The sequence below is a fragment of the Tigheibacillus halophilus genome, from assembly GCF_042683165.1.
GTDB lineage: Bacteria > Bacillota > Bacilli > Bacillales > Amphibacillaceae > Tigheibacillus > Tigheibacillus halophilus.
On record NZ_JBHUIZ010000003.1, the window covers coordinates 58,307 to 72,237 of the forward strand.

General features: G+C 41.4%; 12 protein-coding genes and 1 pseudogene. 8 read left to right on the forward strand and 5 right to left on the reverse strand.

Features of this window, described 5'->3' with window-relative positions:
• Positions 1–425: 425 nt before the first annotated feature.
• Positions 426–1,894, reverse strand: a pseudogene (locus ACFSMW_RS00820) (MDR family MFS transporter).
• Positions 1,895–2,483: 589 nt separating this feature from the next.
• Between ACFSMW_RS00820 and ACFSMW_RS00825 the strand changes: the two are divergent.
• The 6 genes from ACFSMW_RS00825 (at position 2,484) to mscL (ending at position 8,784) form a co-directional block, all read left to right on the forward strand.
• Positions 2,484–2,831 carry a DUF485 domain-containing protein gene (locus ACFSMW_RS00825; RefSeq protein WP_390352185.1) on the forward strand — a complete coding sequence of 116 codons (348 nt, stop codon included), beginning with the start codon at positions 2,484–2,486 and terminating at the stop codon, positions 2,829–2,831.
• Positions 2,828–4,363, forward strand: a complete 1,536-nt coding sequence (locus ACFSMW_RS00830; protein ID WP_390352187.1) for a solute symporter family protein — start codon at positions 2,828–2,830, stop codon at positions 4,361–4,363. The genes ACFSMW_RS00825 and ACFSMW_RS00830 overlap by 4 nt, the downstream gene beginning before the upstream one ends.
• A gap of 189 nt (positions 4,364–4,552) precedes the next feature.
• Positions 4,553–6,274 carry an acetate--CoA ligase gene (gene acsA / locus ACFSMW_RS00835; RefSeq protein ID WP_390352189.1) on the forward strand — a complete coding sequence of 574 codons (1,722 nt, stop codon included), beginning with the start codon at positions 4,553–4,555 and terminating at the stop codon, positions 6,272–6,274.
• 362 nt (positions 6,275–6,636) lie between these two features.
• On the forward strand, positions 6,637–7,989 hold the full coding sequence (locus ACFSMW_RS00840; RefSeq protein ID WP_390352191.1) for a dihydrolipoyl dehydrogenase family protein: 1,353 nt from the start codon (positions 6,637–6,639) through the stop codon (positions 7,987–7,989).
• A 98-nt stretch (positions 7,990–8,087) separates the two neighbouring features.
• Positions 8,088–8,237, forward strand: a complete 150-nt coding sequence (locus ACFSMW_RS00845) for a small acid-soluble spore protein P (RefSeq protein WP_390352193.1) — start codon at positions 8,088–8,090, stop codon at positions 8,235–8,237.
• A gap of 163 nt (positions 8,238–8,400) precedes the next feature.
• Positions 8,401–8,784: a large conductance mechanosensitive channel protein MscL gene (gene mscL, locus ACFSMW_RS00850; protein WP_390352195.1), complete on the forward strand. Its 384-nt coding sequence runs from the start codon at positions 8,401–8,403 to the stop codon at positions 8,782–8,784.
• A gap of 151 nt (positions 8,785–8,935) precedes the next feature.
• Here mscL and ACFSMW_RS00855 read toward each other — a convergent pair whose 3' ends face one another.
• The 3 genes from ACFSMW_RS00855 to ACFSMW_RS00865 all read right to left on the reverse strand — a co-directional run bounded on the left by ACFSMW_RS00855 (position 8,936) and on the right by ACFSMW_RS00865 (position 11,112).
• Complete coding sequence (locus ACFSMW_RS00855) at positions 8,936–9,337, reverse strand: secondary thiamine-phosphate synthase enzyme YjbQ (RefSeq protein ID WP_390352197.1); 402 nt, start codon at positions 9,335–9,337, stop codon at positions 8,936–8,938.
• 636 nt (positions 9,338–9,973) lie between these two features.
• Entirely contained in the window at positions 9,974–10,789 is an 816-nt protein-coding gene (gene yidC, locus ACFSMW_RS00860) for a membrane protein insertase YidC (protein WP_390352199.1), read from the reverse strand.
• The gene (locus tag ACFSMW_RS00865) at positions 10,744–11,112 is read right to left on the reverse strand and encodes a hypothetical protein (RefSeq protein ID WP_390352201.1); all 369 of its coding nucleotides are present in this window, start codon (positions 11,110–11,112) and stop codon (positions 10,744–10,746) included. The genes yidC and ACFSMW_RS00865 overlap by 46 nt, the downstream gene beginning before the upstream one ends.
• A 604-nt stretch (positions 11,113–11,716) precedes the next feature.
• On the opposite strand from ACFSMW_RS00865, the gene ACFSMW_RS00870 reads away from it, so the two are divergent.
• Positions 11,717–12,088 carry a CotD family spore coat protein gene (locus ACFSMW_RS00870; protein ID WP_390352202.1) on the forward strand — a complete coding sequence of 124 codons (372 nt, stop codon included), beginning with the start codon at positions 11,717–11,719 and terminating at the stop codon, positions 12,086–12,088.
• A 241-nt stretch (positions 12,089–12,329) separates the two neighbouring features.
• Complete coding sequence (locus tag ACFSMW_RS00875; RefSeq protein WP_390352204.1) at positions 12,330–12,881, forward strand: SLOG family protein; 552 nt, start codon at positions 12,330–12,332, stop codon at positions 12,879–12,881.
• A 65-nt stretch (positions 12,882–12,946) separates the two neighbouring features.
• Here ACFSMW_RS00875 and ACFSMW_RS00880 read toward each other — a convergent pair whose 3' ends face one another.
• Positions 12,947–13,813 (reverse strand): glycoside hydrolase domain-containing protein, encoded by an 867-nt coding sequence (locus ACFSMW_RS00880; RefSeq protein WP_390352206.1) that lies wholly within the window; start codon positions 13,811–13,813, stop codon positions 12,947–12,949.
• Positions 13,814–13,931 lie beyond the last annotated feature (118 nt).

Sequence of the window (13,931 nt, forward strand, 5' to 3'; positions counted from 1 at the left end):
TGGCTTTGTAAGCACTGCTGTCCAATTCAGCAGGAAGGCAGGAATCTTTTTGGGAAAAAAGATTTCACATAAAATCGGCAAGGTCTCGCAAACAACACGAGTGTGTTGTCAGCAAAGCTGAGGAACAGGTCCTGTACTGACGACTTTGCTGTATAGCCACTCCTCTTAACAACCGGCATTCATTTATTGCGCTCATTATAATGACTATATATTTTGGTGTCAAATGGTTTTGATCCTATACTAGCTGACAGGTAGAATCATATTGAACCAACGTAAGAAAACCTATGATAATAGCAGCTGCAATCAAACACAATGCCCCGGTAAACTATCCAAATCCAATGCATCAATTTTGCCAAGGTAAACCCGTTTTGAACAATTTTTTCAAAACGGGTTCTTTATATTGAATTACTAATTTTTACTTGAAATCAGTTATCATTTTCTATTTTTCTTGGTTCGGCACGATATACTTTAAATGCCATGATTACAGCAAATAAAGTCATTGCGAAGGCAATGAGGTAGACAAGTTTTACACCTGCAACCATTGCCTGGCTAATTGTTGCAGGATCAGCAGGTGTGGCTGATTTCTCCAGAAAACCAATCTGTCGCGTGTTCATGATGCTGATAAAAACAGATACACCGATGGCACCTGCCACAGGCTGCAATGTAGTCATCACAGCTGTACCATGCGGATACAACGATTTAGGCAACTGATTCAAACCGTTTGTTTCTGCAGGCATCATGATGGCCGAAATACTGAGCATCAGTAAAATATAACTGACGACAATGACCCAAACCGATGTCTCAGCTGTCAGTTTGCTCATGGAAAATACAGTACCGCTTAAAACCAATGTCCCAGGAATCATCAATACACGCGGCCCGAATTTATCAAATAAATGCCCTGTCAGCGGTGACATGAACCGTTGAGGATACTCCCGGGCAGTAATACCAAGCCTGCAGCTGCCGCTGTCAATGCCAATGGACCTTGCATGAAAACTGGAAGTATGATTTCAGAGGCAAACATCGCCATGATGATAATCAGAAACATAAACACAGCATGGGTGTACATCGGAAATTTGAATACACGCAGGTCCATGACAGGATCCTTTAGCTTGAACTGTCTCATAGAAAATAAAACAACGGCAAGTACGCCAATAATAATGGCAGTGTAAGCATTTGGACTGAAAAATCCTGTCTTGCTTTCACCAGCTGCACTGAATCCATAGATAATTCCACCGAATCCAATCGTGGAAAGCACAATTGATAAAATATCGATTTTTGGTTTGGTGACCTCAGATACATTCATTAAATATTTATATGCAAAGGCTATGGAGAACAGGGCGAATGGAATCACACAGATGAATAGGAATCGCCAGCCTAGATATTCTACTATAATCCCAGATAGTGTCGGACCAATCGCAGGTGCGAACATTATGATCAGACCGACCATCCCCATGATTTTACCACGCTTTTTCGGTGGATATAACAATAAGAATACATTAAATATAATTGGCATCAGGAGTCCTGTGCCAACAGCTTGAATCAATCTGCCAACTAGCAGGATGGAAAAGACGGGTGCAATGGCACTGATTATTGTTCCCGAGGTGAAAATAATCATCACACCCATGAACAATTGTCTAGTCGTAAACCATTGCAGCAAGATGGCTGAAATAGGAATGACGATTCCCATCACCAGCATAAAACCGGTTGCCATCCATTGAGCAGTAGGAAGTGTAATGTGAAACTCCTTCATAAGAGTTGTCAGTGCAATGTTTAATAATGTTTCATTCAATATGGCGAAAAACGCACCAATAATCAATGTCAGCATAATCGGCAATGTTTTTACGTGCGGATCATCGGCAAGAAATTCGTATTTCGGGGATTTGTTGTCGTCCATCGTAACCCTCCAATCGGACATAACAGATTGATATGCAACGTACCTCTAAAAATAATTTCCATCAAAAAACTCCTATTCAATTCTGAATAGGAGGCAATGTTTACTTACAATGACCATAAAAAGAACATAACCAGGCTATATCACTTTTTATTGGTAACGAAGAACATGCTAACCCTATTTAGAAAAGTCAGTTATAAACCCGTTGCAGCAATCACACTTCGATGTGACTAAAGAGCACAGTCGTAACGTATAACGGAATTTTCTGAGGAAATAGGATTAGAAAATCATGTAACTCAATCACCCTTCTGCAATGTAGTAACCATATTGTATATGTGGGATTCGGGTAAGTCAAGTAATTTTAAGACTGCTGATAAGTTGCAATGAATGGTAGAAAGAATAAAAGGATATAGGGAATTTGTTTAGACATGGAGCAAACCATTTACAACCAAAAATGGACCATTTAACCATTCTTTTCGACCATTCATGCAAAAGTCCCCTGTGGAGATGGAGGAACATTTATAATATTCGGTAAGCGCTTACAAACGAGAAAGACATGGGCGTTAAATTATGCACGGGGGGTAAAAAAGAGATGAATGGCGAGCAGTTAAGACCGATTCTTCCGGAAAAACCTGACTATGTGAAGGTGGAACAAAGTAAGGAATTCAAGAATTACATGGGGAAACGTAAAAAATTCATCGTACCGTATACTGTCTTTTTCCTTGTTTTTTATTTTCTATTGCCGATATGCACTTCGTATACAACCTTTTTGAACAAGCCGGCAATTGGCGATATATCATGGGTGTGGTTATTTGCTTTCGCGCAATTTGCCATGACATTCATTCTCTGTATCATTTACGTGAAAAAAGCTGGGAAACTTGATAAAGATGCAGACAGGATTATTCAGGAACAGTTGGAGAAGGGAGGAGAAATGAGATGAGTGCCACGGTCATCATATTATTTTTGGCAATTGTGCTGCTTACGTTGGTAATCACCTTCTTTGCGGCAAAGCATACAAAAACGACTGGGGATTTTTATACTGCCGGTGGTGGTTTAAAAGGCTGGCAAAACGGGATTGCTATTTCGGGAGATTATTTGTCAGCTGCATCCTTCCTAGGTATTGCAGGGGCCATTGCATTAAATGGATTTGATGGTTTCTTTTACAGTATCGGATTTTTGATTGCATATCTGGTAGTGATGTTTCTGGTAGCTGAGCCATTACGCAATCTTGGAAAATATACGCTGGCAGATATGATCAATTCTCGGTTTGACGCCAAAAAAGTACGTGGTGCAGCAGCGCTCAGTACCATCACGATTTCCATCTTTTACATGATTGCGCAGCTTGTTGGTGCAGGTGCGTTGATTCAGCTTTTGTTCGGTATCGATTATTGGATTGCTGTGCTGATTGTTGGCGTTATGATGACAATATATGTTTTATTCGGCGGAATGATTGCCACGAGCTGGGTGCAGATTACTAAAGCTGTACTGCTGATGGCGGGTATGGTAGTTATTTCGTTCCTGGTTCTATGGGAATACAATTTCAATTTGGGGACGATGTTTTCCGAAGTGAAGACGGCAACAAGCCATGGGGCGGCTTACCTGGAGCCGGGCTTGAAATACACACAGCCGCTGAGCACCATTTCTTTGATGTTGGCTCTCGTATTAGGCACTGCTGGATTGCCACACATCCTCATGCGCTTTTTCACAGTGAAAGATGCGAAGTCTGCCAGAAGCTCAGTTGTCTCGGCAACATGGATCATTGGTATCTTCTACATCTTGACCTTGTTCCTGGGATTCGGTGCAGCTGCTTTTGTCGGTGATTCGAAAATCATCGCTGCCAATGCAGGGGGCAATATGGCAGCACCGCTGCTGGCAGAAGCACTTGGTGGAGAATTCCTGTTTGCATTCATCTCTGCGGTGGCATTCGCGACTATCCTGGCAGTAGTTGCCGGTTTGGTACTTTCTGGCGCTTCTGCATTCGCACACGATTTGTATGGAGAAATTTTTAAAAAAGGCAAAGCAACAGAGAAACAGCAAATGCTGGCTGCCCGCTATGCAGCATTGGGAGTGTCAGTTCTGTCAATCGTGCTTGCTCTGTTTACGCAATATATGAATGTGGCGTTCCTTGTTTCACTTGCTTTTTGTATGGCAGCCAGTGCGAATTTGCCAGTCATTTTATACACAGTTTATTGGAAACGCTTCAATACAGCAGGGGCAGTCACGGCTATTCTTTCTGGCTTAATTTCTGCACTAGTGCTCGTATCCATGAGTCCAAGTGTATTTTCACCGGTGGAAGGTGCAGCGTTGTTCATTGGCAATCCGATTTTCCCATTGGATAATCCGGCACTTGTATCTGTACCATTAGGCTTCTTAGGAGGCTACATTGGAACAGTAATTTCTAAGGAATCGAATCCAGTCCGCTATGCAGAGGTCAAAGTGAAAGCGAATACGGGTTTCAGGGAACAAGCTTAAACTAAATTTTGTCAGCCCATCAGGCTATGCAGAAAGTACTCGCAGCTATCACGCTAACTACACTCGTAGCGGCGCTGTAGGAATGCGTTAATTGAATGTCTGCATAGCCCCATCATGTTTTTTAAACAATCTATCATAATTCATCTGTCATTGCGATAGCATGATAAAAAGAGAAAGGGGAATAAGCATATGAGTAAAGTCGCTGCAAGAACAGGTCAGCCAAACCTGATTAATTATGATGAGACCTGCGCAAATTTTTCCTGGAATGATGTGGAAGCTGCTTTTACCTGGCACGAAACAGGAAAAGTGAATATGGCATACGAGGCTATTGATCGCCATGCTGAAACATGGCGTAAGAATAAAGTTGCCTTATATTACAGTGATGGGAAACGTGATGAGAAGTATACGTTTCAAGAAATGAAATGGCTGTCTAATCAATTCGGAAATGTGTTGAAAAAGATTGGTATAACAAAAGGAGATAGGGTGTTCCTTTTTCTGCCGCGCTCTCCTGAAACCTATATCAGCTTGATGGGCACGTTGAAAATAGGGGCGATTGCCGGTCCGCTTTTTGAAGCGTTCATGGAACAGGCAGTGAGGGACAGGCTCGAGAACAGCGGTGCGTGCGTCTTGGTTACGACAACAGATTTGCTTTCGAGGGTGCCTTATCATGAACTGCCAGATTTGCAACATATCATCTTGGTTGGAGATGGAGAGGCCCCTGCAGATACAGAAGAGGTCAAATTTTATTATTTTAAAGATGAAATGGCAAACGCGACCAGGAAATTGGATATAGAATGGGTCGATCGGGAAGATGGCATGATTCTCCACTACACCTCGGGATCCACAGGTAAGCCAAAAGGTATTTACCACGTACACAATGCAATGATTCAGCATTATCAAACAACCAAATGGATTTTAGACCTGAAGGAAGATGATGTATTTTGGTGCACAGCTGACCCAGGGTGGGTGACCGGTACATCTTATGGTGTGTTTGGGCCGTGGCTGACAGGGGCTTTGAATGTCATTCGCGGTGGCCGTTTTACTCCGGAAGACTGGTATCATACGATAGAAAAATATGGTGTTACAGTTTGGCACAGTGCACCAACAGCTTTCCGCCGATTGATGGCCGCTGGGGATGCTGAAATAAAAAGACATGATTTGCGTTCACTGCGGCATATTCTGTCGGTCGGGGAGCCATTGAATGCGGAGGTGGTGCACTGGGGCAAAAAGGTGTATGGCCTTTACATCATGGATCATTGGTGGATGACAGAAACCGGCGGAGCCTTAATTGCTAATTATCTCTGCATGGATGTCAAACCGGGCTCGATGGGCAAGCCATTCCCTGGTATCCAAGCAGCGATTTTGGATGATGCAGGCAATGAACTTCCACCTGGTCAGATGGGGAAACTTTGCATTCGTTCGGGATGGCCATCAATGATGCGGAAAGTCTGGAAAAATGAAGCGAAATTCCAGAGCTATTTTGATATTCCTGGCTGGTATTTTTCAGGTGATTTGGCTTCAATGGACGAAGAAGGATATTTTTGGTTTCAGGGGCGTGACGATGATGTTATTATGACTTCCGGCGAGCGGGTCGGGCCATTCGAAATTGAAAGCAAGCTTGTAGAACACCCTGCTGTTGCTGAAGCTGCAGTGATTGGAAAGCCTGATGAAGTACGCGGAGAAATCATTAAGGCATTTGTATCGTTAAGAGATGGTTATGAAGCAAGCCCGGAACTTGAGAAAGAATTACGTGAATTTGTCAAAACAGGACTGGCAGCACATGTAGCTCCACGAGAACTCGAAATTCGCGATTTTCTGCCAAAAACAAGAAGCGGAAAAATCATGCGCCGTGTTTTGAAGGCATGGGATTTGGATTTGCCTACAGGAGATTTATCAACCATGGAAAAATAGAGAAACAGAGCATCCCCTTTCGACTTGAGAAAGGGGATGCTCTGTTGAGGTGAATCATGGGCGGTTTGATCGAATGTTTGCCAGGGGTGCCCAATCCTGAGGGTCGACCAAGGCATGTCATTTGACTATCCTCGGCAATAGTACAATAACTTTACATAAATGGGTTTTTCAAAGCCAATTTCTATGGTGCGGTTGGATGGCCGTCATTGATTTCAGTTTCAATTTTTGAATGTCTGATCTAGACAAAATATCCCCCCTCCTTGTTCTTCTCAAAGGCTATTCGTAATGCCCGTATGGAGATGCAGCTGTTTAGCATTTGGATTTGAAGGGAAAAAATGAAATAGAAATTGGAGGGAAGATGAATGACGGAAAAATTCGATATACTTGTAATTGGGTCAGGACCAGCAGGATCTAATTTGGCGGGACTGACAAGTGGAAAAGGCTTGAAAACTGCCATTGTGGAAAGTCGTGCATATGGCGGAACATGCCCATTAAGAGGATGTAATCCGAAGAAAGTACTTGCCAGTGCTGCAAAAATGATAGCTGAAGCGGAAAATATGCAAGGAACAGGCATCTCTGGAAATAGCCATATCAATTGGAAGGATTTGATTACCTTCAAACAATCTTTTGTCGACCCTATACCGGAGGCAAAAGAAAAGAGTCTTCAAAAAAAAGGTGTTATCACATTCCATGGGGAGGCAAAATTTATTAGTGATAATCAAGTGAAGATAGCAGATCAAACAACAATTGAGGCTGATAAAATCATCATAGCAACAGGAGCAGTTCCGGCTGAATTACCAATTAAAGGCAAGGAACATTTGGTAATCAGTGATGATTTTTTGAATCTAACGGAACTGCCGAAGGATATCATCTTTATAGGCGGCGGCTATATTGCCTTTGAATTTGCACATATTGCCAAAAGAGCCAGCAGCAATGTTCACATTATCCAGCGTGGACAACATCCCTTAAGGAAATTTGATCCAGACTTGGTGGACAAATTGATTGCTCAATCTAAAAGCATTGGTATACAGGTGCATTTGGAAGCTGATGTCAAGGCAATTGAGAAGGATGGGCAGAAATATAGCGTAGTGGCGGAACAAAACGGTTCAAAGGTATCCTGGGAAAGCGATATGGTTGTTCATGGAGGTGGACGTGTGCCGAATGTTGCCGATCTCGGCTTGGAGGAGGCGAATGTGGCCTATGATAAACAAGGTATAAAAGTAGATAATTATTTGCGCAGCCCAAGCAATCCACATGTGTATGCGATCGGTGATGCTGCTGCATCTGAAGGGGCACCTTTAACCCCGGTCGCACAGCAGGATGCCCAAATTGTCTTTAAAAATATAGGGAAGGAAAATAGTGTTCGTCCTGATTATACAGGAGTGCCATCAGTTGTTTTCACGACACCGAAACTGGCTTCCGCTGGCTTGTCTGTAGCAGCAGCCCAAAAGCTCGATAAAGAAACTGAAATTCACGATTTGGATATTTCCAGGTGGTTCACTTATGCACATGTCAATAGTGAATTTGCTGCTGTGAAAGTGATTATGGAAAAGGACACACAGAAAATACTTGGAGCTCATATGCTTGGTGATAGTGCAGATGAGTTGATCAATATATTCGCGATGGCCATCCAGCTGAGATTGACTGCAGATCAGCTGAAAGGAGTGACATATGCTTTTCCGACAGCAGTATCAGATATAGGATCGATGCTTTAGGAAATACCTACGCTGGCTTACTGCCTGGTTTTCAGATGCATAGAATAGAGTAAATGACTGAAACTAATTGCGATGAAAATCAGAGGAGGATGAAGTGCATGCCTAACCCTAAAGGACCAAAACAAAGAGAACATGTGGATTTACCAGAAAGTCCGAAGCAACCATATGGTGAGCCATTAAGCGGGTCTAAGAAAGTGAAAAATGCTAATCATTCGCGTCAGAATAGCAAAACACATCATGATATGTGAGTTGAAGAAGGCAGGCGGTTAAGCCTGTCTTTTCATATGTTTTTTCTTAGCTGTTTTGTTGGAAAGCAGTCAACCCGCAAGATAATTTTTCATGTCCCATGGCTTGTCTAACGGATCATAAAAATAGTATGATGTTACACAGAGAGAAATGGAGGTCATCGTTGTGTGGAAAGACTTCAAGGAATTCATCAATCAAGGGAATGTCATGGACTTGGCAGTCGGCATCATCATTGGTGCTGCATTCGGTAAAATCGTTTCTTCCCTGGTTGATTATATTATCACGCCATTGCTTGGCATCTTGATGAAGGGAATCAATTTTTCGGAGCTGTCATATACGGTGGGCAATGCCGACATAAAATATGGTCTGTTTATCCAAAATGTCATTGATTTTTTTATCATCGCATTTTCGATATTTTTATTTATCCGATTGTTGATGAGATTCAAGCGCAAAGAAGAAGTGGTTGAAGAAGAGGCGGAAATAGATCCAAAAGAAGCACTGTTGACAGAGATAAGGGATTTATTGAAAGAGCAGAAGAATCCTGAATAAGAAGAAGGGATAGGATATTATCCCGAAGTTAGTTTGAAAATCTAATTTCGGGGTCAATAACCCATTACCCTTCTTTTTTTATGATGCTGTCATGAAAAACATATTTTTTGTCTTTCCCTGCGAAGCTGCACCGTGCCCCGGCAAGAGCTATTTAACCTTCCAGCAATTTTAAGTGACAGCGGCGGTTTCGCGGTCCGTCGAATTCGCAAAAATAGATTCCTTGCCATGTTCCTAATAGCAGTTTCCCAGCAGAAATGATTAAAGACTGTTGATGCCCAACGGTAACAGCTTTCAAATGTGCTGCTGTGTTTCCTTCCATATGTCTGTCTTTCGGATGCTTCCATGGAAATATTTCTTCCAATCGCATGAGTATATCTGTTTTTACGTCAGGGTCGGCATTTTCATTGACTGTAACCCCAGCTGTCGTATGCAAAGATGAAACGACAAGTATACCATCTTGAATGCCAGTTTCATGCACCCAATGTTCGATTTCAGATGTGATATCCACAATCTCAGCGTGATTATTTGTTTTCACTGAAATTATTTTTTCCACTGCATTCATCCTTTCCGTTCCAGTGGTTTCCCACTTGATTTTAAACGCAGTATAGGTTGTATCGGTAAAATATGTCAAATTTTTCGTTTTCCGCTGGAAACGCCGCCACTCCCTCAGAAGCAAAGTGCGCTTCTTGGGAATTTTTGGCTGTTGCTTTTCCCACAGGAGTCCCCACTTTCCGTTACAACCAACGAGGTAAGCTATCTCCCGGTTAAACTTTCTTTAGAAACTTAGTCGGTGGTGTCCCGATCATTTCAAACCAGCAGTCTCTTTCACTTAGTCCTTTTATGCAGAATGATGACTTTATCGTGCCTAAAGATATATGTGTGCCGAATCAAATGAGCTAATAGAGTTTTCCTTTACATATTATCTTGAAATGGCTGTCGAGAGTCAGTATATAAACCTATTGTGATGCAAGAAATAGTGGAGATTTGCGCTGGAAAAAGAGCTGATAGGCAATATTGAAATTGATGAGTTGAAATAAGCAGGGGATATCTCTTGTTTTATTAAAAAGGCACCACCAAATTCCGTTTTGGAAATTTTAGTGGCGCCTTTTTTGTACAGCCATAGTGATCTACCGAAATATCCGAAGATTTTCAGTGGCCTCAGATTTCTCTGGGGCTTACTGCTCTACAATTATTTATCTTTTTTCTTCGCTTCCAATTCTTTTTTGTGGGCGAAATAGATTTTCTTGGAAATCAGCGTCTGCAATACGATGAACAAACCGCCGACTGCCCAATATAATGGTAGTGCAGCAGGCGAATTGATGGAAATGACACCGATCATGATTGGCGAAATCCAGCCAATCATCGCCATTTGCTTTCGTTGCTGCTCAGCTAGTCCCATCTGTGAAACCTTGAACTGTACAAAATAGATAATAACCGCAATGACCGTCAATGCGATATCCACATGTCCCAGGTCGAACCACAGAAAATGATGGGTTGCGATTTCAGGTGTTCTGCGAATGGCGTAGTAAAATGCCAGTAATATCGGCATCTGAATGACCAAAGGTAAACAACCGGCCATTGACGCAAGTGGATTGAAATTATGCTTTTGGTACAGCTGCATCATTTCCTGCTGCATTTTCGTTTGTGATTCACGGTCTTTTTTTCCTTTGTACTTTTTCTGAATAGCATCCAATTCCGGTTTCATGATGCCCATTTTATCCTGCATTTCCAGACTGCTTTTCGTCTGTTTCAGCATAAATGGCATCAAGACAAGACGAATCGCCAATGTGATGATAATAATCGAGAGGCCGTAACTGCCACCCATAAAGTCAGCGAGTGCTTTAATCAGTACAGAAAAGTTGTAGATAAAATAGTGATTGAAAAAGCCCGTCGTATTTTCTTCAATTGGCTTGTTGAGATCAGAGCATCCTGTCAGTACCAACGCCAATAATAAAACAATCAGGCCATATTTTTTAATGAAAGTGAATACAGATTTATTTTCCATCGTAGTCCTCCTCGTAATATAAACAAGTATGCTGTGTTTTTACGTATGGGGTCTGAATCTGTATCATCCTCGGGTGCTTCGGTACGTTTTACTTTTAATGTAATCCAATTCCGGATTCCCGTAATTTCACCGATTGGTTCGGGAATTGGCGGGAGCTGGATCTTGGGAGCTTGTCCCTGTGCGTAAAATCCCTGGTCATTGACAAAACGATGCAGATGGACATTAGCGATATGCAGGACACTTACTGCAGATAAAAGGATGCTCAAATAAAAATAAAACGGGGAGACATCATTGATAAATTCTGTGAGTAACTCGACAGACAACTGTATTCACCTCCTTCAATGTCTAATTTTTCAGCGTAAAGAACATAAATAATCTTCTTCATACTGCATGTTCTTTGGAGATGGGCATCAATAATATGAATTGAAGAATAACATCGTTATATCCATACATAGGCAAACAATCCCACATTCATCCATCATACATGAATTACGAATGAAAATAAATAAAAAAAATATATTTTTTGAACGTTCATGAATGGGAAGGGAATGCAGAGGCATAGTATGATTCATTCTCGGCCAGAGGATAAAGCATCATGGCCGGTTTTCATTTCAGTATTAAACAGTGAGAGCACCTTTAGCGAAAACCGGTTTGTCTATGCTGTTCAGATGGGAAGATTGTGAGTTTATCACTTGGGAAAAACAGAAATAAGTAAGTCTTGATATTATTGGTACGCAATGGAGAAATAGAAAAGACGGCAAATTTTTCCGTCTTTTCTTCTTGAAGGAATGATTCATTTGTTTTAGTGGGATACACTTACGAGCTCGCTCACCCAATAATTTTGCAAATATAGGTAGCTGTCTTATACACGATCTGTTTGTTTATCATAGGTTAATAGTGAATTAACACAAGAAAGGGGAAAATGATATGAGTTTTCATCATCATGGGAATCCTTGCGGGTGCCAGCCAAGGAGAATCGTCCATCCTGTAAAGCATAATTGTGTGCATTGTTGTTCAGAAAGCGTCGTGGAGCATATTCACCCAGAGCATACAACCATCATGAATCACCATGTCGTTAAAAATAAACATGTTTTTCCTAAAACTGCATCAGTACAGAATTCGTGCAGCAATGTGAATGTGTACGGTGGTTCGCCGCAAATGCCAGCAATGCAGGATCCAGGGTACGGTCAAGGGCATCATCACGGCTCCCACCATCATGGCCACCATCATATGCAACACAGTCATCAACACGGCCATCACCATGGCCATCATCCACACCAAGGGCAGAAATGGTGTTAGGAAAGATTTAGCATGGATGTATCGGGCGCTTATGGCAATTTCATTTTGCTGTAAGTGCTCAATTTATAACAGCCAAAGAAATTTTAACGGTTGATTGCGGTTTCTTTAACATAGAATATTCCAAGCAGACTGGTGCTGGCTGTGTTTTAGCGGACTGGATCATTAGGCTTCTGATTGAATTATTTATTATATTTTTTCATGTATAATGGGGATACATTATCATGAAGGTGTGTGAATCGTTGTGAAAATTTTAACGGTAACAGGTTACAAACCAATGGAACTGAATATATTTAAACAAGATGATCCTCGTATTGCTTTTATAAAGTTCGCACTTGAAAAACAGCTCATAGCTATGATGGAGGAGGGGCTGGAATGGGTAATTATTTCCGGACAGATGGGTGTAGAATTGTGGGCAGCTGAAGTAGTTTTGGATTTGAAAGAAAGCTATGATATACAGCTCGGTATTTTTCCGCCGTTTGAAAATCAGACAAGCCGCTGGCCGGAAAATTATCAGGAAACATATGAGGAATTGATCATGTCGGCTGATTTTGTTGAGCCAATATATAAGGGGGATTATAAAGGCCCTTACCAATTCAGGGCAAAAAATAAATGGTTTGTGGATAAGAGTGATGCCTGTCTGCTCATTATTGATGAAGAATTTCCCGGAAGCAATAAATTTTTTTTGAGTGAGGCACAAAAGGCCGAGGATTACGCTATTTATATGATTACGCCGGACGATTTGGATGATGCAGTGACGGAATTACAGATGTCTGACCCGGATTATTGGAGTTGACAGGCAATTTTCATTTCAATAGCTTGGCAAATTTCCGTCTGCAGTTTTATCCACTACCTCATGTTTTACCAAAGGGACTCATCCATCTCTTGTTTAAAAAGATTCATATCAATTTCGCAATTTTTTGCTTCAATGGTATATTGCCACCCATACAGCTTGGTATCGTGCATCCCATCAGGTTTAAAATCCGGCGCTTCTTTTCTGGAAGTTTCCTTTGTTTGAGGCTGGGCTGACCATAATATAGTATGCTGTTTCGCGTTCTTTTCTGCACCGTCCAATGCTTTTGACAATTTGCTTTTATTGGAGAAGTCCCCATAAATACCAGCATTCCATTTCGCTTGATGGAGAGTTTCATACCAGCCTTGGATAAACGCAGAGTCGACTTTGTAGTTTGGTTCTATATCTGCAAAAATAGCAACAGTATTGGGTGCATCTATTTCGTTAGCAAATTTCAGAGCTTGTTTTGCTGATTCTTTTCCATTATCGTAACCAGTAGCATTCTGAAAGTGATTATAGATTAATAAGATTTTAATACCCTCGTCATGTAAATAAGAAGCTTCATTTTTTGTTATTCCCTTAGATACTTCCTTGTCGCCAAGATAACGCCCCCATACTTGCGGTTTTCCATAATTCTCTCTAGCACAGGAATATAATGCTTTACTGACCTCTGATGCAGAATCGACGCCCCAGTATACTTTGCTGTTTTTCTTCCTTTCGTTACTGTTCTTCTTTTCTTGTCTCTCCTTTTTGTGTTTACTGTCATTCTCTTTTTTCACGTGGTCTTTAATATCTACGTGTTCTGCATTCTGAGCTGATTGCTTGTTTTCAATGGCTTTATTGAGAATTCCAATGAAAAAAAGTACAACAATCACTATTAAAAGTAGGGACATTAACCATTGCCAAACCCTTTTAAAAAAATAGATTCTTATCAACTCCCTTTTTGGCTATACAGTCAATATATGAAATCCGACATTGCGAGTGCAGGCTATGATTCCAGGGTTGGATACCTGTTTTTGCTTGTTGAATCAATCGTTCATGAAATATTCAGAT

Excerpts from the sequence above, each read along its gene's own strand:
- ACFSMW_RS00825 (WP_390352185.1), top strand. The coding sequence starts at position 2,484 with ATGAATGGCGAGCAGTTAAGACCGATTCTTCCGGAAAAACCTGACTAT.
- ACFSMW_RS00830 (WP_390352187.1), top strand. The coding sequence starts at position 2,828 with ATGAGTGCCACGGTCATCATATTATTTTTGGCAATTGTGCTGCTTACG.
- acsA (WP_390352189.1), top strand. The coding sequence starts at position 4,553 with ATGAGTAAAGTCGCTGCAAGAACAGGTCAGCCAAACCTGATTAATTAT.
- ACFSMW_RS00840 (WP_390352191.1), top strand. The coding sequence starts at position 6,637 with ATGACGGAAAAATTCGATATACTTGTAATTGGGTCAGGACCAGCAGGA.
- ACFSMW_RS00845 (WP_390352193.1), top strand. The coding sequence starts at position 8,088 with ATGCCTAACCCTAAAGGACCAAAACAAAGAGAACATGTGGATTTACCA.
- yidC (WP_390352199.1), bottom strand. The coding sequence starts at position 10,789 with ATGGAAAATAAATCTGTATTCACTTTCATTAAAAAATATGGCCTGATT.
- ACFSMW_RS00870 (WP_390352202.1), top strand. The coding sequence starts at position 11,717 with ATGAGTTTTCATCATCATGGGAATCCTTGCGGGTGCCAGCCAAGGAGA.